We start from the raw sequence: 24,256 nt of genomic DNA on the forward strand, positions 1-24,256 counted from the left end.
TCGCGTTATGTTGTAAAAACTAAGTCGTTTAATTGCATAGTGAAAGTTCAATTGTTAAAAATTCCGAGTCATTTAATTGTTGCAGGTTCATCATGGTTATCCAAAATAATAATTGCCGGGGTGCAGTTAGCAAGTATTTCATATCTTATTTCTATACTAGGTGAAGAGAAATATGCAATCTTTAGTTTGTTAACTGGTTTATTAGTATGGTGTAGCGCTGTTGATTTTGGCATAGGTACAGGACTGCAAAATTATATATCAGAATGCAGAGCCAAAAACAAAAGTTATGATGCATATATTAAATCAGCATTACATCTAAGCTTTATAGCTATTATTTTTTTTATTACTTTATTTTATATTTTTTCTGGGGTAATTTCCGCTAAATATCTTTCTTCTTTTCATGAGGTATTACAGGACAAAACCAGAATGCTCTTTTTTACCTCATGTCTGGTTTTCAGTTCTATTGGAATCGGAGCTATTGCTTATAAAATACTTTTTGCCGAATTGGTCGGGTGGAAAGCTAATCTATTAAACGCATTATCTTATATGATAGGTATGCTCGGCTTGCTATATATATACTATAGGGGGATCTCAGTTGACATAAAATTATCACTAATAGTCCTGTATCTTCCAGTGGGTATGATTTCATTGTGCTATATTGTATATAGATACATAAAGCTTTATCATGTTAAAACAACAAAATCTCATTATATAGCAATTTTACGTAGATCTTCAGGGTTTTTTCTTTTTACTTTATTATCGATAGTGGTGCTTCAAACAGATTATATGGTCATTTCTCAAAGGCTAACTCCTGCTGATATTGTTCAATATACAGTAACGATGAAAATTTTTGGTTTAGTCTTTTTTATTTATACTGCTATTTTGCAAGCATTATGGCCTATATGTGCTGAATTGAGAGTCAAACAGCAATGGAAAAAACTTAACAAAATGATAGGTGTCAATATTTTGCTTGGCTCACTATATGTTGTTGGATGTACAATATTTATTTATTTATTTAAAGAACAGATATTTTCAGTAATAGCCAAAGATATTAATTATCAAGTTTCTATTTTATCTTTTATGTTAATTGGCATATATTTCTGTATTCGCGTTTGGTGTGACACTTATGCAATGTTATTGCAAAGTATGAATTATTTAAAAATACTTTGGATATTAGTACCACTACAAGCAATAATTGGTGGAATAGCACAATGGTATTTTTCTAGTACGCTTGGAATCAGTGGAGTGCTGCTTGGCTTGATTATATCTTTTGCTTTAACTGTTTTTTGGGGGCTTCCACTAACTTACTTAATTAAGGCAAATAAGGGATAATCATATGCTTATATCATTTTGTATTCCAACTTATAATAGAAAAGAATATCTTGAAGAGTTGTTGAATAGTATAAATAATCAGGAAAAATTTAATTTAGATATTGAGATATGTATATCAGATAATGCCTCTACTGATGGTACAGAGGAAATGATTGATGTTTGGAGGAACAATTATAATTTCCCAATAATATATCGGCGTAATAGCGTTAACCTTGGGCCAGATAGGAATTTTCTTGCTTCAGTATCCCTTGCGAATGGGGATTATTGTTGGATATTTGGCAGTGATGATGCTCTTGCGAAAGACTCGTTAGCGATATTACAAACTTATCTCGATTCTCAAGCAGATATATATTTATGTGACAGAAAAGAGACCGGGTGTGATTTAGTTGAGATTAGAAACCCTCATCGTTCTTGGCTCAGAACAGATGATGAACTTTATGTGTTTAATAATAATTTAGATAGGGAAATCTATCTCAGTAGATGCTTATCTATTGGTGGTGTATTTAGCTATCTAAGTTCTTTAATAGTAAAAAAAGAACGATGGGATGCCATTGATTTTGATGCGTCCTATATTGGCACTTCCTATCCTCATGTATTTATCATGATGAGCGTATTTAATACGCCAGGGTGCCTTTTGCATTATATATCAAAACCACTCGTAATATGCCGAGGAGATAATGATAGTTTCGAGAAGAAAGGAAAGGCCAGACGAATTTTAATTGATTTTATTGCATATTTAAAATTAGCTAATGATTTTTACAGTAAAAATATATCTTTAAAACGAGCATTTGAAAATGTTTTGCTAAAAGAGAGACCATGGTTATATACAACTTTGGCTATGGCATGTTATGGCAATAGTGATGAAAAAAGAGATTTATCTGAATTTTATGCAAAGCTAGGTTGTAATAAAAATATGATCAACACTGTACTTCGATTTGGGAAACTAGCATATGCAGTGAAAAATATTACCGTGCTTAAGAGTTTTACTAAACGGATAATTAAGTAGTAGTAAGTTATTATATTGAGATTAAATGTAGATTTAACCTTTCTGGATTCAGCTAGATTTACGTTACTGACTTTTCTTTTTAATGAAAAATCATATTTGATATATATAAATAAATTTGGATAGCTTAACTACTTAGATGTTTTTTTCTGGGAATGTTAGTATAATAATATATTTCTTTATGATTGTTTTTGTAGTGTTTTACTGCCGGTATTACATTAACTCTATTATTAAGAATTACACCTAGTGTAAGCTTCGTAATATTATTTATCCTTATGATTATTGCTTTAAAGATGCGTATGGAAAAACGGAGAGCTATTCAATGATCGTAAACCTATCACGTTTAGGTAAAAGTGGTACGGGAATGTGGCAATACTCGATTAAATTTTTAACGGCACTGCGAGAAATAGCTGATGTTGACGCAATAATCTGTAGCAAGGTACACGCTGATTATTTTGAAAAGCTCGGTTATGCAGTAGTTACTGTTCCGAATATTGTTAGCAACACATCAAAAACATCGCGACTTAGACCATTAGTATGGTATGTATATAGTTACTGGCTTGCGCTGAGGGTTTTAATTAAGTTTGGTAATAAAAAATTGGTGTGTACTACACATCACACTATCCCCTTACTGAGAAACCAAACGATAACCGTACATGATATAAGACCTTTTTATTATCCAGATAGTTTTATTCAGAAAGTGTATTTTCGCTTTTTATTAAAAATGTCCGTTAAGCGATGTAAGCATGTTTTAACGGTATCTTATACCGTTAAAGATAGCATTGCTAAAACTTATAATGTAGATAGTGAGAAAATATCAGTAATTTATAATAGTGTTAATAAATCTGATTTTATACAAAAAAAAGAAAAAGAGAATTACTTTTTAGCTGTTGGTGCAAGTTGGCCACATAAAAATATTCATTCATTCATAAAAAATAAAAAAGTTTGGTCTGACTCTTATAATTTAATTATTGTATGTGGTCGTACTGACTATGCAATGTCTCTCCAACAAATGGTCGTTGATCTGGAACTAAAAGATAAAGTGACTTTTTTACATGAAGTCTCATTTAATGAATTAAAAATTTTATATTCTAAAGCCTACGCGCTTGTTTATCCATCTATTGATGAGGGTTTTGGTATACCTCCTATTGAAGCGATGGCATCAAATACTCCAGTTATAGTGTCCGATATACCAGTATTTCATGAAGTGTTAACCAATGGTGCATTATATGTGAATCCGGATGATGAAAAAAGCTGGCAGAGTGCAATTAAAAATATAGAGCAGTTGCCTGATGCAATTTCCCGATTTAACAACTATGTCGCACGGTATGACTTTGATAATATGAAGCAGATGGTTGGCAATTGGTTGGCGGAATCAAAATAAATGAAAATAACATTAATTATTCCCACATATAATGCAGGGTCGCTTTGGCCTAATGTTCTGGATGCGATTAAGCAGCAAACTATATATCCGGATAAATTGATTGTTATAGACTCAGGTTCTAAAGATGAAACGGTTCCGTTAGCCTCAGACCTGAAAAATATATCAATATTTAATATTGACTCTAAAGATTTTAATCATGGAGGAACCAGAAATTTAGCAGTTGCAAAAACTCTGGACGCTGATGTTATAATTTTTCTAACGCAAGATGCAATTCTCGCGGATTCGGATGCAATTAAAAATTTGGTTTATTATTTTTCAGATCCATTGATAGCAGCGGTTTGTGGTAGACAACTTCCTCATAAAGATGCTAATCCCCTTGCAGTGCATGCCAGAAATTTTAATTATAGTTCAAAATCTATTGTTAAAAGTAAGGCAGATATAGAAAAATTGGGTATTAAAACTGTATTTATGTCCAATTCTTTTGCTGCCTATCGCCGTTCCGTTTTTGAAGAGTTAAGTGGGTTTCCTGAACATACAATTCTTGCCGAGGATATGTTTATGGCGGCTAAGATGATTCAGGCGGGTTATAAGGTCGCCTACTGCGCTGAAGCGGTGGTAAGACACTCCCATAATTATACCCCGCGAGAAGAGTTTCAACGATATTTTGATACTGGTGTATTTCATGCTTGTTCTCCGTGGATTCAGCGTGACTTTGGCGGAGCCGGTGGTGAGGGTTTCCGCTTCGTAAAATCAGAGATTCAATTCCTGCTTAAAAATGCACCGTTCTGGATTCCAAGAGCTTTATTAACAACCTTTGCTAAATTCTTGGGTTACAAATTAGGCAAGCATTGGCAATCTTTACCGTTGTCTACATGTCGCTATTTTAGCATGTACAAGAGTTATTGGAATAATATCCAATATTCTTCGTCAAAAGAGATAAAATAAATGTCTTTTCTTCCCGTAATTATGGCTGGCGGCACAGGTAGCCGTTTATGGCCGCTTTCACGCGAATATCATCCGAAGCAGTTTCTAAGCGTTGAAGGTAAACTATCAATGCTGCAAAATACTATAAAGCGATTAGCTTCACTTTCTACAGAAGAACCCGTTGTCATTTGCAATGACAGACACCGTTTCTTAGTCGCTGAACAACTCCGTGAAATTGACAAGTTAGCAAATAATATTATTCTCGAACCGGTAGGCCGTAATACTGCACCAGCGATCGCTCTTGCCGCGTTTTGTGCGCTCCAGAATGCTGATAATGCTGATCCTCTTTTGTTGGTTCTTGCTGCAGATCATGTGATTCAGGATGAAATAGCTTTTACGAAAGCTGTCAGACATGCTGAAGAATACGCTGCAAATGGTAAGCTTGTAACTTTTGGTATTGTTCCAACGCATGCTGAAACGGGTTATGGATATATTCGTCGTGGTGAGTTGATAGGAAATGACGCTTATGCAGTGGCTGAATTTGTGGAGAAACCGGATATCGATACCGCCGGTGACTATTTCAAATCAGGGAAATATTACTGGAATAGCGGTATGTTTTTATTTCGTGCAAGCTCTTATTTAAACGAATTAAAGTATTTATCACCTGAAATTTATAAAGCTTGTGAAAAGGCGGTAGGACATATAAATCCCGATCTTGATTTTATTCGTATTGATAAAGAAGAGTTTATGTCATGCCCGAGTGATTCTATCGATTATGCAGTTATGGAGCACACACAGCATGCGGTGGTGATACCAATGAGCGCTGGCTGGTCGGATGTGGGTTCCTGGTCCTCACTTTGGGATATATCGAATAAAGATCATCAGAGAAATGTTTTAAAAGGAGATATTTTCGCACATGCTTGTAATGATAATTACATTTATTCCGAAGATATGTTTATAAGTGCGATTGGTGTAAGCAATCTTGTCATTGTTCAAACAACAGACGCTTTACTGGTGGCTAATAAAGATACAGTACAAGATGTTAAAAAAATTGTCGATTATTTAAAACGGAATGATAGGAACGAATATAAACAACATCAAGAAGTTTTCCGCCCCTGGGGAAAATATAATGTGATTGATAGCGGCAAAAATTACCTCGTTCGATGTATCACTGTTAAGCCGGGTGAGAAATTTGTGGCGCAGATGCATCACCACCGGGCTGAGCATTGGATAGTATTATCCGGGACTGCTCGTGTTACAAAGGGAGAGCAGACTTATATGGTTTCTGAAAATGAATCAACATTTATTCCTCCGAATACTATTCACGCGCTGGAAAATCCTGGAATGACCCCCCTGAAGTTAATTGAGATTCAATCAGGTACCTATCTTGGTGAGGATGATATTATTCGTTTAGAACAACGTTCTGGATTTTCGAAGGAGTGGACTAATGAACGTAGTTAATAATAGCCGTGATGTTATTTATTCATCAGGTATTGTGTTTGGAACGAGTGGGGCTCGCGGTCTTGTAAAAGATTTTACACCTCAGGTATGTGCTGCTTTTACGGTTTCATTTGTTGCCGTTATGCAGGAACATTTTTCCTTTGATACCGTAGCATTGGCAATAGATAATCGTCCAAGTAGTTATGGGATGGCTCAGGCGTGTGCTGCTGCATTGGCGGATAAAGGCGTTAACTGTATTTTTTATGGAGTGGTACCAACCCCAGCTTTGGCCTTTCAGTCTATGTCTGACAATATGCCTGCGATAATGGTTACGGGAAGTCATATTCCATTCGAGCGGAACGGCCTCAAGTTTTATCGTCCTGATGGTGAAATCACGAAACATGATGAGGCTGCGATCCTTAGTGTTGAAGATACGTGCAGCCATTTAGAGCTTAAAGAACTCATAGTTTCAGAAATGGCTGCTGTTAATTATATATCTCGTTATACATCTTTATTTTCTACTCCATTCCTGAAAAATAAGCGTATTGGTATTTACGAACATTCAAGCGCTGGGCGTGATCTTTATAAGCCTTTATTTATTGCATTGGGGGCTGAAGTCGTTAGCTTGGGTAGAAGCGATAATTTTGTACCTATAGATACAGAGGCTGTAAGCAAAGAGGATCGGGAAAAAGCTCGCTCATGGGCTAAAGAGTTCGATTTAGATGCCATATTCTCGACAGATGGGGATGGTGATCGCCCTCTTATTGCTGATGAGGCCGGTGAGTGGCTAAGAGGCGATATACTAGGTCTATTATGTTCACTTGCATTGGATGCAGAAGCCGTCGCTATTCCTGTTAGTTGTAACAGCATAATTTCTTCTGGCCGCTTTTTTAAACATGTTAAGCTTACAAAAATTGGCTCGCCTTATGTTATCGAAGCTTTTAATGAATTATCGCGGAGTTATAGTCGTATTGTCGGTTTTGAAGCCAATGGCGGTTTTTTATTAGGAAGCGACATCTGTATTAACGAGCAGAATCTTCATGCCTTACCAACTCGTGATGCTGTATTACCAGCAATAATGCTGCTTTACAAAAGTAGGAATACCAGCATTAGCGCTTTAGTCAATGAACTCCCAACTCGTTACACCCATTCTGACAGATTACAGGGGATTACAACTGATAAAAGTCAATCCTTAATTAGTATGGGCAGAGAAAATCTGAGCAACCTCTTAAGCTATATTGGTTTGGAGAATGAAGGTGCAATTTCTACAGATATGACAGATGGTATGCGAATTACTTTACGTGATGGATGTATTGTGCATTTGCGCGCTTCTGGTAATGCACCTGAGTTACGCTGCTATGCAGAAGCTAATTTATTAAATAGGGCTCAGGATCTTGTAAATACAACGCTTGCTAATATTAAAAAACGATGCTTGCTGTAAAAAAATTGAATGTTATTTACTTAATATGCCTATTTTATTTACATTATGCACGGTCAGAGGGTGAGGATTAAATGGATAATATTGATAATAAGTATAATCCACAGCTATGTAAAATTTTTTTGGCTATATCGGATTTGATTTTTTTTAATTTAGCCTTATGGTTTTCATTAGGATGTGTCTATTTTATTTTTGATCAAGTACAGCGATTTATTCCTCAAGACCAATTAGATACAAGAGTTATTACGCATTTTATTTTGTCAGTAGTATGTGTCGGTTGGTTTTGGATTCGTTTGCGACATTATACATACCGCAAGCCATTTTGGTATGAGTTAAAAGAAATTTTTCGTACGATCGTTATTTTTGCTATATTTGATTTGGCTCTGATAGCGTTTACAAAATGGCAGTTTTCACGCTATGTCTGGGTGTTTTGTTGGACTTTTGCCCTAATCCTGGTGCCTTTTTTTCGCGCACTTACAAAGCATTTATTGAACAAGCTAGGTATCTGGAAGAAAAAAACTATCATCCTGGGGAGCGGACAGAATGCTCGTGGTGCATATTCTGCGCTGCAAAGTGAGGAGATGATGGGGTTTGATGTTATCGCTTTTTTTGATACGGATGCGTCAGATGCTGAAATAAATATGTTGCCGGTGATAAAGGATACTGAGATTATTTGGGATTTAAATCGTACAGGTGATGTCCATTATATCCTTGCTTATGAATACACCGAGTTGGAGAAAACACATTTTTGGCTACGTGAACTTTCAAAACATCATTGTCGTTCTGTTACTGTAGTCCCCTCGTTTAGAGGATTGCCATTATATAATACTGATATGTCTTTTATCTTTAGCCATGAAGTTATGTTATTAAGGATACAAAATAACTTGGCTAAAAGGTCGTCCCGTTTTCTCAAACGGACATTTGATATTGTTTGTTCAATAATGATTCTTATAATTGCATCACCACTTATGATTTATCTGTGGTATAAAGTTACTCGAGATGGTGGTCCGGCTATTTATGGTCACCAGCGAGTAGGTCGGCATGGAAAACTTTTTCCATGCTACAAATTTCGTTCTATGGTTATGAATTCTCAAGAGGTACTAAAAGAACTTTTGGCTAACGATCCTATTGCCAGGGCTGAATGGGAGAAAGATTTTAAACTGAAAAATGATCCTCGAATCACAGCTGTAGGTCGATTTATACGTAAAACTAGCCTTGATGAGTTGCCACAACTTTTTAATGTACTAAAAGGTGATATGAGCCTGGTTGGACCACGACCTATCGTTTCGGATGAACTGGAGCGTTATTGTGATGATGTTGATTATTATTTGATGGCAAAGCCGGGCATGACAGGTCTATGGCAAGTGAGTGGGCGTAATGATGTTGATTATGACACTCGTGTTTATTTTGATTCCTGGTATGTTAAAAACTGGACGCTTTGGAATGATATTGCCATTCTGTTTAAAACAGCGAAAGTTGTTTTGCGGCGAGATGGTGCGTATTAAGCTTACCGAGAAGTACTGAATAATAATTGTATAAATTAGCCTGCGTAAAATCTGAACGCATCAATCGCTACCTTAATATCATACCTTTGAGTTAACATACTATTCACCTTTAACCTGCCATGACCGTTTGTGGCAGGGTTTCCACACCTGACAGGAGTATGTAATGTCCAAGCAACAGATCGGCGTCGTCGGTATGGCAGTGATGGGGCGCAACCTCGCGCTCAACATCGAAAGCCGTGGTTATACCGTCTCCGTTTTCAACCGCTCCCGTGAAAAGACCGAAGAAGTGATTGCCGAGAATCCCGGCAAAAAGCTGGTGCCTTATTACACGGTGAAAGAGTTTGTTGAATCCCTCGAAACGCCTCGTCGTATCCTGTTAATGGTGAAAGCGGGCGCAGGTACTGATGCAGCTATCGATTCGCTGAAACCGTATCTGGAAAAAGGCGATATCATTATTGATGGCGGTAACACCTTCTTCCAGGACACAATCCGTCGCAATCGCGAGCTGTCTGCGGAAGGTTTTAACTTTATCGGTACCGGTGTTTCCGGTGGTGAAGAGGGCGCGCTGAAAGGGCCATCTATCATGCCTGGCGGTCAGAAAGATGCCTATGAACTGGTGGCGCCGATCCTGACGAAGATTGCTGCTGTGGCAGAAGATGGCGAACCGTGCGTGACCTATATCGGCGCCGATGGTGCTGGTCACTACGTCAAGATGGTCCACAATGGTATTGAATATGGCGATATGCAGCTTATCGCTGAAGCTTACTCCCTGCTGAAAGGCGGCCTGAATCTCAGCAATGAAGAGTTGGCGAACACTTTTACTGAGTGGAATAACGGCGAGCTGAGCAGCTATCTGATCGACATCACTAAAGACATCTTCACTAAAAAAGATGAAGACGGAAACTACCTGGTGGATGTCATTCTTGATGAAGCCGCCAACAAAGGGACCGGTAAATGGACCAGCCAGAGCGCGCTGGATCTGGGTGAACCGCTGTCGCTGATTACCGAATCCGTCTTTGCGCGTTACATCTCTTCGTTGAAAGCGCAACGTGTTGCCGCATCTAAAGTGCTCTCCGGGCCGAAAGCGCAGCCGGCAGGCGACAAAGCTGAATTTATCGAGAAAGTGCGTCGCGCGCTGTATCTTGGCAAGATCGTCTCCTATGCGCAGGGCTTCTCGCAGCTACGCGCCGCGTCTGATGAATATCACTGGGATCTCAACTACGGCGAGATTGCTAAGATTTTCCGGGCGGGCTGTATCATTCGCGCTCAGTTCCTGCAGAAGATCACCGATGCTTACGCAGAAAACGCCGATATCGCTAACTTGCTGTTAGCGCCTTACTTCAAGAAAATTGCTGATGAGTACCAGCAGGCGCTGCGCGATGTCGTGGCTTACGCGGTGCAGAACGGCATTCCGGTGCCGACATTCTCTGCGGCAGTGGCCTACTATGACAGCTATCGCGCCGCAGTACTGCCAGCTAACTTAATTCAGGCGCAGCGTGACTACTTTGGTGCGCACACCTATAAACGTACTGATAAAGAAGGCATTTTCCATACCGAATGGTTGGAATAATTTCTGCAAAAATGTTTAAGCCCGGTTTAATACCGGGCTTTTTTTTATCTCTATTCTTATTGATTTATCGCTTTTGCTTAATATTAACTTAATAATCTGTGTTTATCGTAATGAAGATAATCTGAATTGTTTTCGTCTGCGTTGCACTTTATATACTCAGGCGTTAAAACTTTAATATCTTATCAGGATGCGAAATACATCATGATTCATAATTAAGTTAATTCTGAGAGCGAATAATGAAAATCACGATATCCGGGACGGGTTATGTTGGCTTGTCTAATGGTTTGCTTATTGCACAACATCATGATGTGGTGGCGTTAGACATTGTTCCTTCCCGTGTTGAACTGTTAAATGATCGGATATCTCCGATTGTTGATAAAGAAATTCAGCAATTTTTAAAGGAAGATAACATCAGATTCAGGGCAACGCTGGATAAGTTTGATGCGTACCAGAATGCAGATTACGTCATCATTGCTACGCCTACGGATTACGATCCCAAAACTAACTATTTTAATACGTCCAGTGTGGAATCGGTCATGCAGGATGTGATCAGCATCAACCCCGCAGCAGTGATGATTATTAAGTCTACGGTGCCGGTTGGCTTCACGGCGGCAATGCGTCAGAAGTTTGCGACAGAAAATATCATTTTCTCTCCGGAGTTTTTACGTGAAGGTAAAGCCCTTTACGATAACCTTTATCCCTCCCGTATCGTGATTGGGGAACAGTCTGAGCGCGCCAGAGAATTTGCCGCATTACTCCAGGAAGGCGCTATTAAACAGGAGATTCCAACGCTGTTTACGGACTCCACTGAGGCGGAAGCCATTAAACTTTTCGCCAATACTTATCTCGCTATGCGAGTCGCTTATTTTAATGAATTAGACAGCTATGCTGAAACGTTAGGATTAAATACCCGACAAATTATTGAAGGGGTGTGCCTCGACCCGCGTATTGGCAATCATTATAATAATCCCTCTTTTGGTTATGGCGGATATTGTTTGCCAAAAGATACCAAACAGTTGCTGGCCAATTATCAGTCGGTGCCTAATAATATTATCTCCGCTATCGTTGAAGCAAACCGTACGCGTAAAGATTTTATTGCCGACGCTATCCTCGCCAGAAAGCCTAAAGTGGTGGGCATTTATCGCCTGATTATGAAGAGTGGCTCCGATAACTTCCGCGCCTCATCGATTCAGGGGATTATGAAGCGCATTAAAGCGAAAGGCGTAGAGGTCATCATCTATGAGCCGGTAATGGAAGAAGATACTTTCTTTAACTCACGTCTTGAACGTGATTTGCACTGCTTTAAACAGCAGGCGGATGTCATTATTTCCAACAGGATGGCGGCAGAGCTTTTGGATGTCGCTGAAAAAGTGTATACCCGCGATCTTTTCGGTAGTGATTAATAAGGCAATCGGGGCTGATGAGTCCCGATGATTTATTGACCAAATGGAAATAATGTCTGATTTTTATCATTAATCCTATGGCATATATTTGCTTTATGGCTACACTGTCTCCAGCTTCATCCTTTTTTTAGTTAGGGTATCTATGACAGTGGATAGTAATACGTCTTCCGGGCGTGGGAACGATCCGGAACAGATTGATTTGATTGAGTTATTGCTACAGTTATGGCGTGGGAAGATGACCATTATTGTAGCCGTTATTATCGCCATTTTGCTGGCTGTAGGCTACCTGATGATAGCCAAAGAAAAATGGACATCCACGGCGATTATTACCCAACCTGATGCCGCGCAGGTTGCCACCTATACCAACGCGCTCAACGTCTTGTATGGTGGGAATGCCCCCAAAATCTCTGAAGTGCAGGCGAATTTTATAAGCCGCTTTAGCTCTGCGTTTTCCGCATTATCGGAAGTGCTGGATAATCAGAAAGAGCGGGAAAAGCTTACCATTGAACAGTCGGTAAAAGGGCAGGCGCTGCCACTCTCGGTTTCTTATGTGAGTACTACCGCTGAAGGGGCGCAGCGTCGGCTGGCGGAATATATCCAACAGGTGGATGAAGAGGTCGCTAAGGAACTGGAAGTTGACCTGAAAGATAACATCACGCTGCAAACCAAAACGTTGCAGGAGTCCCTTGAGACGCAGGAAGTTGTGGCGCAGGAGCAAAAAGATCTGCGTATTAAGCAAATCGAAGAAGCGTTGCGCTATGCGGATGAGGCCAAAATCACGCAGCCGCAGATTCAGCAAACCCAGGATGTTACCCAGGACACGATGTTCCTGTTGGGGAGCGATGCGCTAAAATCGATGATACAGAACGAAGCGACGCGTCCACTGGTCTTTTCTCCGGCCTATTACCAGACGAAGCAGACACTGCTGGACATTAAAAATCTGAAAGTGACTGCCGATACGGTGCACGTCTATCGTTATGTGATGAAGCCGACGCTGCCGGTCCGTCGCGATAGCCCGAAAACAGCCATTACCCTCGTGCTGGCTGTATTGCTGGGTGGGATGATCGGTGCCGGGATTGTGCTGGGACGCAATGCGCTACGTAGCTATAAGCCAAAAGCCTTGTAAGCTTCTTTGCCGGATGGTGGTCGGCTACGACAGGTAAAATTTCTCATTAAAAAACCGGGCATTGCCCGGTTTTTTTACGCTTATTGATGACGCTTACGAAGATTGTCGATCACGGTGGTGAGGTTGAGATCCTGATCCTGCAACAGCACCAGCAGGTGGTACATCAAATCAGACGCTTCATTGGTTAATTCAAAACGATCATTGACGGTGGCCGCCAGCGCGGTTTCCACACCTTCTTCGCCAACTTTTTGCGCAATACGTTTGGTACCGCTGGCGTACAGTTTCGCCGTGTAAGAGCTGGTCGGATCGGCGGTTTTGCGCTCTGCCAGTAGCTGCTCCAGTTGATACAGGAATAACCACTGATGGCTGGCGTCGCCAAAGCAGCTGCTGGTACCTTTGTGGCAGGTCGGCCCGACAGGGTTTGCCAGCACCAGCAGTGTATCGTTGTCGCAATCTGGCGCAATGCTGACGACATTCAGCACATGGCCTGAGGTTTCGCCTTTGGTCCATAAACGCTGTTTCGTGCGTGAGAAGAACGTGACATGGCCGGATTCAATGGTTTTGTCCAGCGCTTGTGGGTTCATATAGCCCAGCATCAATACTTCGCCGGATACCGCATGTTGCACGATGGCTGGCATCAGGCCATCGGTTTTTTCCCAGTCCAGCTCGCGGCGTTGTTGCTCTGTTAACATATCCTGATCTCCACGCCCTGGCCTGCCAGGTACGCTTTTAATTCGCCAATATTGATGATTTGCTTGTGAAAAACGGAGGCGGCAAGCGCGCCGTCGACATCGGCATCACGGAATGCCTCAAGAAAGTGTTCCATCGTGCCCGCGCCGCCGGAGGCGATCAGCGGCACGCGGCAAACGTCACGGACTTTTTTCAACTGCGTCAGATCGTAACCGTTACGCACGCCGTCCTGGTTCATCATATTCAGGACGATTTCCCCCGCGCCGCGCTGTTGTACCTCTTGCACCCAGTCCAGCGTCTCCCACTGCGTCACGCGGGTACGGTTTTCATCGCCGGTATACTGGTTAACATGGTATTTCCCCGTGGCGTCGTCAAACCAGGTATCAATCCCGACGACAATACACTGTACGCCAAAACGGTCAGCCAGACGGGTAATCAGCGTTGGGTCAGCCAGCGCCGGGGAGTTGATAGAGATCTTATCCGCCCCGAAAGAAAGAATTTTGGCGGCGTCGTCAATTGACCGGATGCCGCCCGCTACACAAAACGGAATGTCGATCACCTCGGCAACGCGCGCCACCCAGCTTTTATCGACTACGCGACCATCGCTGGAGGCGGTAATGTCATAGAACACCAGTTCGTCCGCGCCTTCGTCGGCATAGCGTTTGGCCAGCGGAACGATATCGCCAATGATCTCATGGTTGCGAAACTGTACGCCTTTCACCACCTGACCATCACGAACATCCAGACACGGAATTATACGTTTTGCCAGCATTGGATGGCCTCCTTAACGGTAAATTTCCCTTCCAACAGCGCGCGTCCGACAATCACGCCGCGCACGCCGGTGCCGCGCAGGGCGGCAATATCATCGATATCGCCAATACCGCCGGAGGATTGAAAGGCGATCTGCGGATATCTGGCGCATACCTCTTCGTACAGCGAAACGTTAGAGCCCGCCAGCGTGCCGTCGCGAGAAATATCGGTACACAGTACATGTTTCAGGCCGACGGGGAGATAGGTCTCCACCAGTTGTTCCAGCGAGACACCGGAATTTTCCTGCCAGCCGCTAACCGCCACCTGCTTGGTGCCGTGTTCGTCTATGCGAACGTCTAGCGCCAGTACCAGCGCCTGCGCGCCAAAACGTTCAAACCAGCCTTTCACCACGTCAGGGGATTTCACCGCCGTTGAACCGATGACCACACGGGCAACGCCAGCTTTCAGTAATGCCGCAACGTCTTCTTCGGTACGCACGCCGCCGCCGACCTGAACAGGCACGTTCACGCCCGCGACCAGGGTTTTAATCAGCGGTATCTGTCGCTTAGCCGGATCTTTAGCGCCGGTCAGATCTACCAGATGCAGCACCCCGGCGCCCTGGGCGGCGTAATCCTGCAAACGGGGCAGGGGATCGTTACCGTAATCCCGCTGCCGGGCGTAGTCACCCTGGTGGAGACGCACCACGGTGCCGTCAATTAAATCTAATGCCGGAATAATCATTACATCTCCAGGAAGTTTTTCAGCAACTGTGCGCCCGCCGCGCCCGAACGTTCCGGGTGGAACTGTACGCCGAAGAAATTATCTTTCTGTACCGCCGCGGTAAACGGCTCGCCGTAATTGCACTGGGCGATAGTCCACGGGTTGACCGGCATCGCGTAGCTGTGAACAAAGTAAAAATAGGCGCCATCTTCAATGCCCTGAAACAGCCGGTTGCCCGCCTGCGGATACACGCGATTCCAGCCCATGTGCGGCAGCGGCAGACCAAAGTCGGTCATTTTCGGCACGTCTTGTTCGATAATGTTCAGCAGATCCACGCCGCGCGTCTCTTCGCTGCGACGACCCAGCAGTTGCATCCCTAAGCAGATACCCAGTACCGGCTGAGTACACGCTTTAATTAAGTCGATCAGTTCACGTTCGCGCAGTTGATCCATAGCGGCCTGCGCCGTGCCGACGCCGGGCAGAAAGAGTTTGTCAGCGCGTAATACGATTTCCGCTTCGCGGCTGACCACCGGGGTGTAACCGTGGCGCGCCACGGCGGATTTTACCGAGCTTAAATTGGCGCAGCCGGTGTCAAGGATGACGACGTTCATCACAGCACTCCTTTCGAGGACGGTAATGTATCGCCCTCCACGCGAATAGCCTGGCGTAGCGTCCGACCAAAGGCTTTAAACAAACTTTCGACACGGTGGTGATCGTTCTTACCTTTAGTCTTGAGATGCAGAGTGACGCCCATCGTGTAAGAGAGTGAGCGGAAAAAGTGTTCAATCATCTCTGTGCTCAAATCGCCCACACGCTGGTAGGTAAATTCAGCTTTATATTCCAGATGCGGACGACCGGAAATATCCAGCGCGCAGCGCGCCAGACATTCATCCATCGGTAGTACAAAGCCAAAACGGCAGATACCGCGCTTGTCGCCGAGTGCCAGTTTTAATGCCTCACCGAGCGCCAGTCCGGTATCTTCTACCGTGTGGTGATCGTCGATATAGAGATCGCCCTTAACGGTAATCTCCATGCGAAAGCCGCCGTGGGTGGCGATTTGATCGAGCATATGGTCAAAGAAGCCGACGCCGGTATTAATCTTGCTGTTGCCTTCGCGATCCAGCCAGACGCTGACATCAATCTGTGTTTCTTTGGTGTTGCGGACCACATGCGCATAACGATCGCGTTTCGTTAGCTGTTCGCCAATCATCGTCCAGTTCAGCGTTTCACGGTGATAGCGTAAACCAGTAATGCCCATGTTATCAGCGAGCTGGATATCGGTCGCACGATCGCCAATCACATAGCTGTTGGCGCTATCCATCGCTTGTTCCGCAAGATAACGCTCCACCAGCTTCACTTTGGGCTTGCGGCAGTCGCAGTCGTCTGCGGGCAGGTGAGGGCAGATCAGCACCTCATCAAAGCATACGCCCTGAGAGGTGAAAATCTGCATCATCAGGTTGTGCGGTCCGTCGAAGTCCGCCTGCGGGAAGCTTTGCGTGCCAAGTCCATCCTGGTTAGTGATCATCACCAGCTTAAAACCGGCTTTTTGCAGCTTCAGCAATACGGGAATCACCTCTGGCTCAAAGGCCAGTTTATCAAAGCGGTCTACCTGAAAATCGCTCGGCGGTTCGGAAATTAAGGTTCCGTCCCGGTCGATGAAAAGATACTTCTGACTCATACTGGCTCCGCACGTAAGGCGTCAATGACGCGCTGGTTTTCCTGGCGGGTGCCGACCGTAATCCGCAGGCAGCCGCTTAAAGAAGGTTGTTTATTCTGATCGCGTAAGATAATGCCCTGATCCCATAAGGATTTAAACACGCTGCTGGAGGCGGTAAACCGCGCCAGAATATAGTTGGTTTCAGAGTCAAAGACGTGTTCTACGCAGGCGGTCTGTTGCAGGGCATTCACCAGATACTGACGTTCCTGCACTGTCTGCGCCACGCGATCGCGCATTGCGTTTATTCCCTGCGGGCACAGCGCCTGGGCGGCGATATCCGCCACTGGCGTAGAAAGCGGATAAGGGGCGATCACTTTTAACAGCAGGTTGATCACCTCTTCATTAGCCAGTGTAAAGCCGCAGCGCAGACCCGCCAGCGCAAAAGCTTTCGACAATGTGCGCAGGATAACCAGATGAGGATATTCAACCAGCCAGCCTGTCAGCGTGGCCTGCGGGCAAAACTCAATATAAGCTTCGTCGGCGACGACTATCGCTTTACCGCGTGTCAACTCCAGCAGCGTGCGCAGATCCTGCGGGTTGATAAGTTGTCCGGTAGGATTATTGGGGCTACAAACGAACACCACTTTTGTGCCGTCAAGGTTGTCGGAAATCCCCTGTAGATCCAGCTGCCAGTTTTCAAGCGCGGGAACCGTCCGGCGCTCTACGCCAATGGTTTCGGCGCTGACGCTGTACATACCGTAAGTGGGCGGACAGTAGAGAATGGCGTCTTTCCCCGGTTCACAGAAGGCGCGGATCACCAGCTCGATCCCTTCATCCGCGCCGCGGCTGACCAGCACCTGCTCCGGCTTTACGCCAGCATATTGCGCGTAGTTTTCAATCACGGCCTTTGGCTGGCATTCCGGGTAGCGGTTAAGCGTTTGTTGGGTGAGCTGAAACTCCACCGCTGTCGGGAATTCATTCGCGTTCAGCCAGACATCGCCGTTACCGCCCAGACGGCGGGCAGACTGATACGGTACCAGGTTGCGGACATTTTCACGGGCTAAGTCAGCGACGCTGAGAGTGTTTTCAGTGCTCATGCTTGCTCCTTGAGGGCGTTTACGCGCAGGGTCACGGCATTTTTATGGGCGGTCAGACGTTCTGCCGCCGCCAATGTTTCAATGGTTGATGCCAGAGCGGAAAAGCCCGCTTTCGACAGTTCCTGAACGGTCATCCGTTTCTGGAAATCCGCTAACCCAAGGCTGGAACAGGTAGCAGTATAGCCATAGGTCGGTAAAACATGGTTGGTTCCGGAAGCGTAATCACCGGCGGATTCCGGCGACCAGTCGCCGAGAAATACCGAGCCTGCGCTGGTAATCGCATCCACCAAATCGCGCGCATTGCGCGTCTGGATGATTAAGTGTTCCGGCCCATACTGATTAGAGATGGCGACGCACTGCGCTAAATCTTTGGTCACAATCAGACGACTGGCGCTCAGGGCCTGCCGGGCGGTGTCCGCGCGCGGCAGTTCCGCCAGTTGACGTTCTACCGCCTCCGCCACCTTGCGGGCAATGTCAGCATCAGGCGTCAGCAGGATCACCTGGGAATCCGGGCCGTGCTCAGCCTGGGAGAGCAGGTCAGAAGCGACGAAATCCGGTGTTGCGCCGCTGTCTGCGATCACCAGTACTTCAGACGGCCCGGCTGGCATATCGATAGCCGCGCCGTCGAGACGCTGGCTGACCTGACGTTTGGCTTCGGTTACAAAGGCGTTGCCGGGGCCAAAAATTTTATCCACTTTCGGTACGGACTCGCTGCCGAAGGCCAGAGCGGCAATCGCCTGCGCGCCGCCGACGTTAAAGATTTCCTGCACGCCACACAGTTGCGCCGCATAGAGGATTTCATCAGCGATGGGCGGCGGCGAGCACAGAACCACCTTCTGGCATCCCGCAATGCGCGCCGGCGTCGCCAGCATCAGCACCGTTGAGAAGAGCGGAGCCGAGCCGCCGGGAATATACAGACCGACAGACGAGACGGGACGCGTAACCTGCTGGCAACGCACGCCTGGCTGGGTTTCCACATCTACAGGCGGTAGCGTCTGCGCGGAATGGAACGTTTCAATATTTTTGACGGCAGCGGTCATCGCCTGTTTTAATTCGTCGCTCAGACGCGCGCCGGCGGCGGCGATCTCTTCAGGGGTGACGCGTAGCGCTGTCACTTCTGTTTTATCAAATTTAGCGCTGTATTCACGCAGGGCATCGTCACCGCGCGTTTTTACATTATCCAGAATATCGCTGACCGTCCGGGTAATACTGTCAGAGGCGGAAATCGCCGGACGCGTCAGCAGCGCACGCTGCTGTTCAGGGCTACAGCTGTTCCAGTCAATCAGGGTATTGAAGCTCATGGTCTTTACTCCATCACAGGGTTCCGCCTTATCCGGCCTACAGAACCCAAAATATCAACGCATTACGTAGGCCTGATAAGCGCAGCGCCATCAGGCGTCAGATCACTCCATCATCTTCTCGATCGGCAGTACCAGAATCGAGCTGGCGCCAAGCGCTTTCAGTTTCTCCATGGTTTCCCAGAACAACGTTTCGCTGCTGACCATGTGCATCGCCACGCGCTGTTGCTCGCCTGCCAGCGGCAGAATTGTCGGCCTTTCGGCGCCTGGCAGCAGGGCGATAACCTCTTCCAGGCGTTCACTTGGCGCGTGCATCATGATGTATTTCGATTCGCGCGCCTGAATCACGCCCTGAATACGGGTCAGCAATTTATCGATCAGCTCTTGCTTGCTCTGTGCCATCTCACCGTCGCGCTGAATCAGACAGGCTTTAGAGCGGTAGATAACTTCGACTTCACGCAGGCCGTTAGCTTCAAGCGTCGCGCCGGTAGAGACCAAATCGCAGATAGCGTCGGCCAGCCCCGCGCGCGGCGCGACTTCGACAGAACCATTTAACAGACACGATTTAAAAGAGACGCCTTTCTGGTCGAGGTAGCGTTTGAGGAGGTGCGGATATGAGGTAGCGATACGTTTACCGTCCAGCGCGGCCGGGCCGTCCCAGGCTTCGTCAACCGGTGTTGCCAGCGATAAACGGCAGCCGCCGAAGTCAAGACGGCGCAGGGTTAAATAGCGTGGATCTTCGCCCTGTGCGCGGCGGTTGAGTAGCTCTTCTTCCAGCACGTTTTCGCCGATAATACCGAGATCGACCACGCCATCCATTACCAGACCCGGAATGTCATCATCACGCACGCGCAGGATATCAATCGGCATGTTTTCCGCCATCGCAATCAGGCGCTGAGTGTGTAAATTAATTTTTATGCCGCAGCGGGCCAGCAATTCTCGTGAATCATCGCTTAAACGGCCTGATTTCTGAATAGCTATGCGTAAGCGGGTGTTGTCTAACATTCTGCGTTCCTCTTTATCCTGTCTGAACCGGTCTGTATCGCGCGCCAAAAAAAAAGCCCCCGGAAGATGATCTTCCGGGGGCTTTCTCATGCGTTCATGCACCACTGGAAGATCTGAATGTCTTCCAGCACACATCGCCTGAAAGACTAGTCAGGATGATGGTGATGATGGTGGTGTTTAAATTGAACGCGTGTCATAAAAATTCCGATGAATGCTTATTCATTTGATACCTTTTAACCTAAACCACTTTTACGCCTTAAAGCAAGCGCTTTTTTCATTTCGCATTTATAGTATGAATTGTCAGTCACGGCGGGCTGGCGTAGCCTTATGTATAAGGCGTTAAAGTCAGGAGAAAATGGATGAAAAAGGTCGCAATTGTCGGTTTAGGTTGGTTAGGCATGCCGCTGGCAATGTCGCTGGCAGCGAGAGGCTGGCAGGTTACCGGCAGCAAAACCACCCTTGACGGGGTGGAAGCGGCCCGTATGAGTGGAATTGAAAGCTATCCGCTGCGTCTGGAGCCGGAGTTGGTCTGTGAGGCGGACGATCTTGACGCTCTGCTGGATGTCGATGCGCTGGTGATAACACTGCCCGCGCGCCGTAGCGGTCCGGGAGAGGATTTTTATCTGCAGGCGATGCAGGAGCTGGTCGACAGCGCGCTGGCTTATCGTATCCCGCGTATTATTTTTACCAGTTCGACGTCTGTTTACGGCGATGCGCAAGGCGTGGTGAAAGAGAATACGCCGCGTAATCCGGTCACGGCCAGCGGGCGTACCCTGAAGGAACTGGAAGATTGGCTGCATAATCTGCCGGGCACGTCAGTGGATATTCTGCGGCTGGCGGGGTTGGTCGGGCCTGGGCGCCATCCCGGACGTTTCTTTGCCGGAAAAACCGCGCCGGATGGTCAACACGGGGTCAATCTGGTGCATCTTGAAGACGTGGTTGGCGCAATTACCCTCTTGCTACAGGCGCCGAAAGGAGGGCACATCTATAATATATGTGCGCCGGCGCATCCAGCCCGCAACGTGTTTTATCCGCAAATGACGCGCTTGCTGGGAATGGCGCCGCCGCATTTTCGTGACGCACCGGACAACGGCAAAGGGAAGATTATCGACGGTAGCCGGATTTGTAATGAGCTGGGATTTGAATATCAATATCCCGATCCGTTGGTGATGCCGATGGAGTGAGTCGCTGTCCAGCAGGTGGTCGCCATATAGCGCAAGGGGACGAGTATGAAACCACTGCTGGACGTTCTGATTATTCTTGATGCGTTAGAAAAAGAAGGCAGCTTCGCGGCGGCGTCGGCAAAATTATTTAAAACGCCGTCCGCCCTCAGTTATACCGTTCATAAGCTGGAAAACGATCTTAATATCCAACTGCTCGACCGTAGCGGGCATCGCGCGCGATTTACGCGAACCGGTAAGATGCTACTGGAAAAAGGCCGTGAAGTGCTGCACACCGTTCGCGAGCTGGAAAAGCAGGCGATTAAACTGCATGAAGGCTGGGAGAACGAACTGGTCATCGGTGTGGATGATACCTTTCCCTTTTCTCTTCTGGCCCCGCTTATCGACGCTTTTTATCAACGCCACAGCGTAACGCGCCTTAAATTTGTTAATGGCGTTCTCGGCGGTTCATGGGAGACGCTGACGCAGGGAAGGGCGGATATTATTGTTGGCGCCATGCGCGCGCCGCCGCCTGACACCGGCTTTGGCTTTGCAAGACTGGGCGACCTTGAACTGGTGTTTGCCGTCGCCCCTCATCATCCGCTGGTTCATGAAGAGGAACCGCTTAGCCGCCAGACGATCAAACGTTTTCGCGCGATTGTGGTTGGCGATAGCGTCCATTCCTCGCGATCAATAGGGTCTGAACTGCTCGACGCTCAGGAAGCGATTACCGTGTTTGATTTTAAAACCAAGCTGGAGCTGCAAATTAGCGGCCTGGGATGCGGCTATTTACCGCGTTATCTGGCGCAGCGATTTTTGGAAAGCGGCGCGCTTATAGAGAAGAAAGTTGTGGCGCAAATCGTCTATGAACCGGTGTGGGTTGGCTGGAATGAACAGACCGCCGGGCTGGCCAGTGGCTGGTGGCGGGATGAAATTTTAGCAAATAATGCTATTGCTGGGGTGTATGCAAAATCGCCGGTTTAAAAATCAATCGCTTATGAAAAATAATTTTTTGAACGCGCTCGCATTCTCTTGTCATTTCACTTCAATTTAGGGCAGAATACGCCGCTTGCAAAAAATGACACTAACCGACGTTTTAATACGCGTCGGTTATTTTTTTGCTTCAAACACATCATTCAATACCAAGAGGCCGGGCTTCGTACCGGATAGATACTTACTTAAAAATCGACAGTTGTTGTCGCTGAGGAATCCAGAAAATGGGGCAATTTTTTGCTTACGCGACGGCATTCGCCGTAAAGGAGAATGACCATGTCGCATAACGTTACTCCAAACACCTCTCGCGTGGAATTACGTAAAACGCTTACGTTAGTTCCGGTTGTAATGATGGGTCTTGCCTATATGCAGCCGATGACGCTGTTCGATACATTTGGTATCGTTTCAGGCCTCACTGACGGTCACGTACCGACGGCGTATGCATTCGCGTTAATCGCGATTCTGTTTACGGCGTTGAGCTACGGGAAACTGGTGCGTCGCTACCCTTCCGCGGGTTCGGCGTATACCTATGCCCAGAAATCCATCAGCCCGACCGTTGGCTTTATGGTGGGTTGGTCTTCTCTGCTCGATTATCTGTTCGCGCCGATGATCAACATTCTGTTGGCGAAAATTTATTTTGAAGCGCTGGTGCCCTCCATTCCGTCATGGGTGTTTGTCGTGGCGCTGGTGGCCTTTATGACGGCCTTTAACCTGCGCAGCCTCAAATCGGTCGCTAACTTCAACACCGTGATTGTAGTGCTACAGGTGGTGCTGATTGCGGTCATTCTGGGCATGGTGGTTTATGGCGTATTTGAAGGCGAAGGCGCCGGTACGCTGGCGAGCACCCGTCCGTTCTGGTCCGGCGATGCGCACGTTATCCCGATGATTACGGGAGCGACGATCCTGTGCTTCTCCTTTACCGGCTTTGACGGCATCAGTAACCTGTCGGAAGAGACCAAAGATGCTGAGCGCGTGATCCCGCGTGCGATTTTCCTGACCGCGCTGATTGGCGGCCTGATCTTCATCTTTGCAACCTATTTCCTGCAATTGTACTTCCCGGATATCTCTCGCTTTAAAGATCCGGATGCGTCTCAGCCGGAAATCATGCTGTACGTGGCGGGTAAAACCTTCCAGGTGGGCGCGCTGATCTTCTCTACTATCACCGTGCTGGCTTCCGGTATGGCTGCGCATGCAGGCGTAGCGCGCCTGATGTACGTAATGGGGCGCGACGGCGTATTCCCGAAAAGCTTCTTCGGTTACGTTCATCCGAAATGGCGTACGCCAGCGATGAACATCATCCTGGTCGGGGCGATCGCGCTGCTGGCGATTAATTTTGACCTGGTGATGGCGACGGCGCTGATTAACTTTGGCGCGCTGGTCGCGTTTACCTTTGTTAACCTGTCGGTGATTTCGCAGTTCTGGATCCGTGAGAAGCGTAATAAAACGTTGAAAGATCACTTCCAGTATCTGTTCCTGCCGATGTGCGGCGCGCTCACGGTTGGCGCGTTGTGGGTTAACCTGGAAGAGAGCTCAATGGTACTGGGCCTGATCTGGGCGGGTATCGGGCTGATTTATCTGGCGTGCGTAACTAAAAGCTTCCGCAACCCGGTTCCACAGTACGAAGACGTCGCGTAATCGCGCGTATTATCGGCAATAGTAAAACCGGAGGCAGTGCCTCCGGTTTTTTGTCTGTCATCCAGCACGTTTGCCGGATGGCGATGTCACTATTTATCCGCTCTGGATTAACAATGCCCGTCAGGC

At 46.4% G+C, this 24,256-nt stretch carries 23 protein-coding genes and 1 other annotated feature; of the genes, 14 read left to right on the top strand and 9 right to left on the bottom strand.

The window, feature by feature from the left end; genetic code table 11:
• The first annotated feature begins 39 nt into the window (after positions 1-39).
• From QEN31_RS08635 to wzzB, 10 genes are all read left to right on the top strand, one after another.
• Positions 40-1,332: an MATE family efflux transporter gene (locus QEN31_RS08635; RefSeq protein ID WP_099949646.1), complete on the top strand. Its 1,293-nt coding sequence runs from the start codon at positions 40-42 to the stop codon at positions 1,330-1,332.
• Between the two features lie 4 nt (positions 1,333-1,336).
• Complete coding sequence (gene rfbV / locus QEN31_RS08640) at positions 1,337-2,338, top strand: abequosyltransferase RfbV (protein ID WP_099949647.1); 1,002 nt, start codon at positions 1,337-1,339, stop codon at positions 2,336-2,338.
• A 319-nt stretch (positions 2,339-2,657) separates the two neighbouring features.
• Positions 2,658-3,719, top strand: a complete 1,062-nt coding sequence (locus QEN31_RS08645) for a glycosyltransferase family 4 protein (protein WP_001521643.1) — start codon at positions 2,658-2,660, stop codon at positions 3,717-3,719.
• Positions 3,720-4,664, top strand: coding sequence for an O antigen biosynthesis rhamnosyltransferase RfbN (rfbN, locus tag QEN31_RS08650; RefSeq protein ID WP_000705151.1), 945 nt, complete (start codon positions 3,720-3,722; stop codon positions 4,662-4,664).
• Positions 4,665-6,104, top strand: a complete 1,440-nt coding sequence (locus QEN31_RS08655) for a mannose-1-phosphate guanylyltransferase/mannose-6-phosphate isomerase (protein ID WP_000009017.1) — start codon at positions 4,665-4,667, stop codon at positions 6,102-6,104. It begins immediately after the preceding gene.
• The gene (gene rfbK, locus QEN31_RS08660) at positions 6,091-7,524 is read left to right on the top strand and encodes an O-antigen biosynthesis phosphomannomutase RfbK (protein WP_001103643.1); all 1,434 of its coding nucleotides are present in this window, start codon (positions 6,091-6,093) and stop codon (positions 7,522-7,524) included. Before QEN31_RS08655 ends, rfbK begins: the two co-directional genes overlap by 14 nt.
• 71 nt (positions 7,525-7,595) lie before the next feature.
• Positions 7,596-9,026 (top strand): undecaprenyl-phosphate galactose phosphotransferase, encoded by a 1,431-nt coding sequence (locus tag QEN31_RS08665; protein WP_000368707.1) that lies wholly within the window; start codon positions 7,596-7,598, stop codon positions 9,024-9,026.
• 163 nt (positions 9,027-9,189) lie between these two features.
• On the top strand, positions 9,190-10,596 hold the full coding sequence (gndA, locus tag QEN31_RS08670) for an NADP-dependent phosphogluconate dehydrogenase (protein ID WP_000043530.1): 1,407 nt from the start codon (positions 9,190-9,192) through the stop codon (positions 10,594-10,596).
• Positions 10,597-10,832: 236 nt separating this feature from the next.
• Positions 10,833-11,999, top strand: a complete 1,167-nt coding sequence (ugd, locus tag QEN31_RS08675) for a UDP-glucose 6-dehydrogenase (RefSeq protein WP_000704831.1) — start codon at positions 10,833-10,835, stop codon at positions 11,997-11,999.
• Positions 12,000-12,141: 142 nt separating this feature from the next.
• A complete protein-coding gene (wzzB, locus tag QEN31_RS08680; RefSeq protein ID WP_000215261.1) occupies positions 12,142-13,125 on the top strand; it encodes an LPS O-antigen chain length determinant protein WzzB in 984 nt (327 codons plus the stop codon).
• Between the two features lie 80 nt (positions 13,126-13,205).
• Here the strand turns inward: wzzB and hisIE are convergent, their stop codons facing one another.
• From hisIE to hisL, 9 genes are all read right to left on the bottom strand, one after another.
• A complete protein-coding gene (gene hisIE / locus QEN31_RS08685) occupies positions 13,206-13,817 on the bottom strand; it encodes a bifunctional phosphoribosyl-AMP cyclohydrolase/phosphoribosyl-ATP diphosphatase HisIE (protein WP_000954848.1) in 612 nt (203 codons plus the stop codon).
• A complete protein-coding gene (hisF, locus tag QEN31_RS08690) occupies positions 13,811-14,587 on the bottom strand; it encodes an imidazole glycerol phosphate synthase subunit HisF (protein WP_000880125.1) in 777 nt (258 codons plus the stop codon). The genes hisIE and hisF overlap by 7 nt, the downstream gene beginning before the upstream one ends.
• Complete coding sequence (gene hisA / locus QEN31_RS08695) at positions 14,569-15,306, bottom strand: 1-(5-phosphoribosyl)-5-[(5-phosphoribosylamino)methylideneamino]imidazole-4-carboxamide isomerase (protein WP_000586409.1); 738 nt, start codon at positions 15,304-15,306, stop codon at positions 14,569-14,571. Before hisA ends, hisF begins: the two co-directional genes overlap by 19 nt.
• Positions 15,306-15,896: an imidazole glycerol phosphate synthase subunit HisH gene (hisH, locus tag QEN31_RS08700; protein WP_001103591.1), complete on the bottom strand. Its 591-nt coding sequence runs from the start codon at positions 15,894-15,896 to the stop codon at positions 15,306-15,308. Before hisH ends, hisA begins: the two co-directional genes overlap by 1 nt.
• Positions 15,896-16,963, bottom strand: a complete 1,068-nt coding sequence (gene hisB, locus QEN31_RS08705) for a bifunctional histidinol-phosphatase/imidazoleglycerol-phosphate dehydratase HisB (protein ID WP_000080044.1) — start codon at positions 16,961-16,963, stop codon at positions 15,896-15,898. Before hisB ends, hisH begins: the two co-directional genes overlap by 1 nt.
• On the bottom strand, positions 16,960-18,039 hold the full coding sequence (gene hisC / locus QEN31_RS08710; RefSeq protein ID WP_000102713.1) for a histidinol-phosphate transaminase: 1,080 nt from the start codon (positions 18,037-18,039) through the stop codon (positions 16,960-16,962). Before hisC ends, hisB begins: the two co-directional genes overlap by 4 nt.
• Complete coding sequence (gene hisD, locus QEN31_RS08715) at positions 18,036-19,340, bottom strand: histidinol dehydrogenase (RefSeq protein ID WP_000009626.1); 1,305 nt, start codon at positions 19,338-19,340, stop codon at positions 18,036-18,038. The genes hisC and hisD overlap by 4 nt, the downstream gene beginning before the upstream one ends.
• 102 nt (positions 19,341-19,442) lie before the next feature.
• Positions 19,443-20,342, bottom strand: coding sequence for an ATP phosphoribosyltransferase (gene hisG / locus QEN31_RS08720; protein WP_000886603.1), 900 nt, complete (start codon positions 20,340-20,342; stop codon positions 19,443-19,445).
• Positions 20,343-20,389: 47 nt separating this feature from the next.
• Positions 20,390-20,513: a sequence feature (His leader region), on the bottom strand.
• Positions 20,489-20,539, bottom strand: a complete 51-nt coding sequence (gene hisL, locus QEN31_RS08725; protein ID WP_001364200.1) for a his operon leader peptide — start codon at positions 20,537-20,539, stop codon at positions 20,489-20,491. Its footprint overlaps the feature before it by 25 nt.
• Positions 20,540-20,701: 162 nt before the next feature.
• Between hisL and QEN31_RS08730 the strand changes: the two genes are divergently transcribed.
• The 4 genes from QEN31_RS08730 (at position 20,702) to plaP (ending at position 24,130) form a co-directional block, all read left to right on the top strand.
• Positions 20,702-21,526, top strand: a complete 825-nt coding sequence (locus QEN31_RS08730) for an SDR family oxidoreductase (RefSeq protein ID WP_000754712.1) — start codon at positions 20,702-20,704, stop codon at positions 21,524-21,526.
• 45 nt (positions 21,527-21,571) lie between these two features.
• Entirely contained in the window at positions 21,572-22,486 is a 915-nt protein-coding gene (locus QEN31_RS08735; protein ID WP_000803316.1) for a LysR family transcriptional regulator, read from the top strand.
• A gap of 233 nt (positions 22,487-22,719) precedes the next feature.
• Complete coding sequence (yoeI, locus tag QEN31_RS08740; protein WP_096335044.1) at positions 22,720-22,782, top strand: membrane protein YoeI; 63 nt, start codon at positions 22,720-22,722, stop codon at positions 22,780-22,782.
• Positions 22,772-24,130 (top strand): putrescine/proton symporter PlaP, encoded by a 1,359-nt coding sequence (gene plaP / locus QEN31_RS08745; protein ID WP_001519005.1) that lies wholly within the window; start codon positions 22,772-22,774, stop codon positions 24,128-24,130. Before yoeI ends, plaP begins: the two co-directional genes overlap by 11 nt.
• Positions 24,131-24,256 lie beyond the last annotated feature (126 nt).

Source organism: Salmonella sp. SA15303 (assembly GCF_029962125.1).
Classification (GTDB): domain Bacteria; phylum Pseudomonadota; class Gammaproteobacteria; order Enterobacterales; family Enterobacteriaceae; genus Salmonella; species Salmonella enterica.

Bases quoted from the DNA above. Each gene is read 5' to 3' on its own strand.
- rfbV (WP_099949647.1), top strand. From the start codon at position 1,337: ATGCTTATATCATTTTGTATTCCAACTTATAATAGAAAAGAATATCTT.
- QEN31_RS08645 (WP_001521643.1), top strand. From the start codon at position 2,658: ATGATCGTAAACCTATCACGTTTAGGTAAAAGTGGTACGGGAATGTGG.
- rfbN (WP_000705151.1), top strand. From the start codon at position 3,720: ATGAAAATAACATTAATTATTCCCACATATAATGCAGGGTCGCTTTGG.
- QEN31_RS08655 (WP_000009017.1), top strand. From the start codon at position 4,665: ATGTCTTTTCTTCCCGTAATTATGGCTGGCGGCACAGGTAGCCGTTTA.
- rfbK (WP_001103643.1), top strand. From the start codon at position 6,091: ATGAACGTAGTTAATAATAGCCGTGATGTTATTTATTCATCAGGTATT.
- QEN31_RS08665 (WP_000368707.1), top strand. From the start codon at position 7,596: ATGGATAATATTGATAATAAGTATAATCCACAGCTATGTAAAATTTTT.
- gndA (WP_000043530.1), top strand. From the start codon at position 9,190: ATGTCCAAGCAACAGATCGGCGTCGTCGGTATGGCAGTGATGGGGCGC.
- ugd (WP_000704831.1), top strand. From the start codon at position 10,833: ATGAAAATCACGATATCCGGGACGGGTTATGTTGGCTTGTCTAATGGT.
- wzzB (WP_000215261.1), top strand. From the start codon at position 12,142: ATGACAGTGGATAGTAATACGTCTTCCGGGCGTGGGAACGATCCGGAA.
- hisIE (WP_000954848.1), bottom strand. From the start codon at position 13,817: ATGTTAACAGAGCAACAACGCCGCGAGCTGGACTGGGAAAAAACCGAT.
- hisF (WP_000880125.1), bottom strand. From the start codon at position 14,587: ATGCTGGCAAAACGTATAATTCCGTGTCTGGATGTTCGTGATGGTCAG.
- hisA (WP_000586409.1), bottom strand. From the start codon at position 15,306: ATGATTATTCCGGCATTAGATTTAATTGACGGCACCGTGGTGCGTCTC.
- hisH (WP_001103591.1), bottom strand. From the start codon at position 15,896: ATGAACGTCGTCATCCTTGACACCGGCTGCGCCAATTTAAGCTCGGTA.
- hisB (WP_000080044.1), bottom strand. From the start codon at position 16,963: ATGAGTCAGAAGTATCTTTTCATCGACCGGGACGGAACCTTAATTTCC.
- hisC (WP_000102713.1), bottom strand. From the start codon at position 18,039: ATGAGCACTGAAAACACTCTCAGCGTCGCTGACTTAGCCCGTGAAAAT.
- hisD (WP_000009626.1), bottom strand. From the start codon at position 19,340: ATGAGCTTCAATACCCTGATTGACTGGAACAGCTGTAGCCCTGAACAG.
- hisG (WP_000886603.1), bottom strand. From the start codon at position 20,342: ATGTTAGACAACACCCGCTTACGCATAGCTATTCAGAAATCAGGCCGT.
- QEN31_RS08730 (WP_000754712.1), top strand. From the start codon at position 20,702: ATGAAAAAGGTCGCAATTGTCGGTTTAGGTTGGTTAGGCATGCCGCTG.
- QEN31_RS08735 (WP_000803316.1), top strand. From the start codon at position 21,572: ATGAAACCACTGCTGGACGTTCTGATTATTCTTGATGCGTTAGAAAAA.
- plaP (WP_001519005.1), top strand. From the start codon at position 22,772: ATGTCGCATAACGTTACTCCAAACACCTCTCGCGTGGAATTACGTAAA.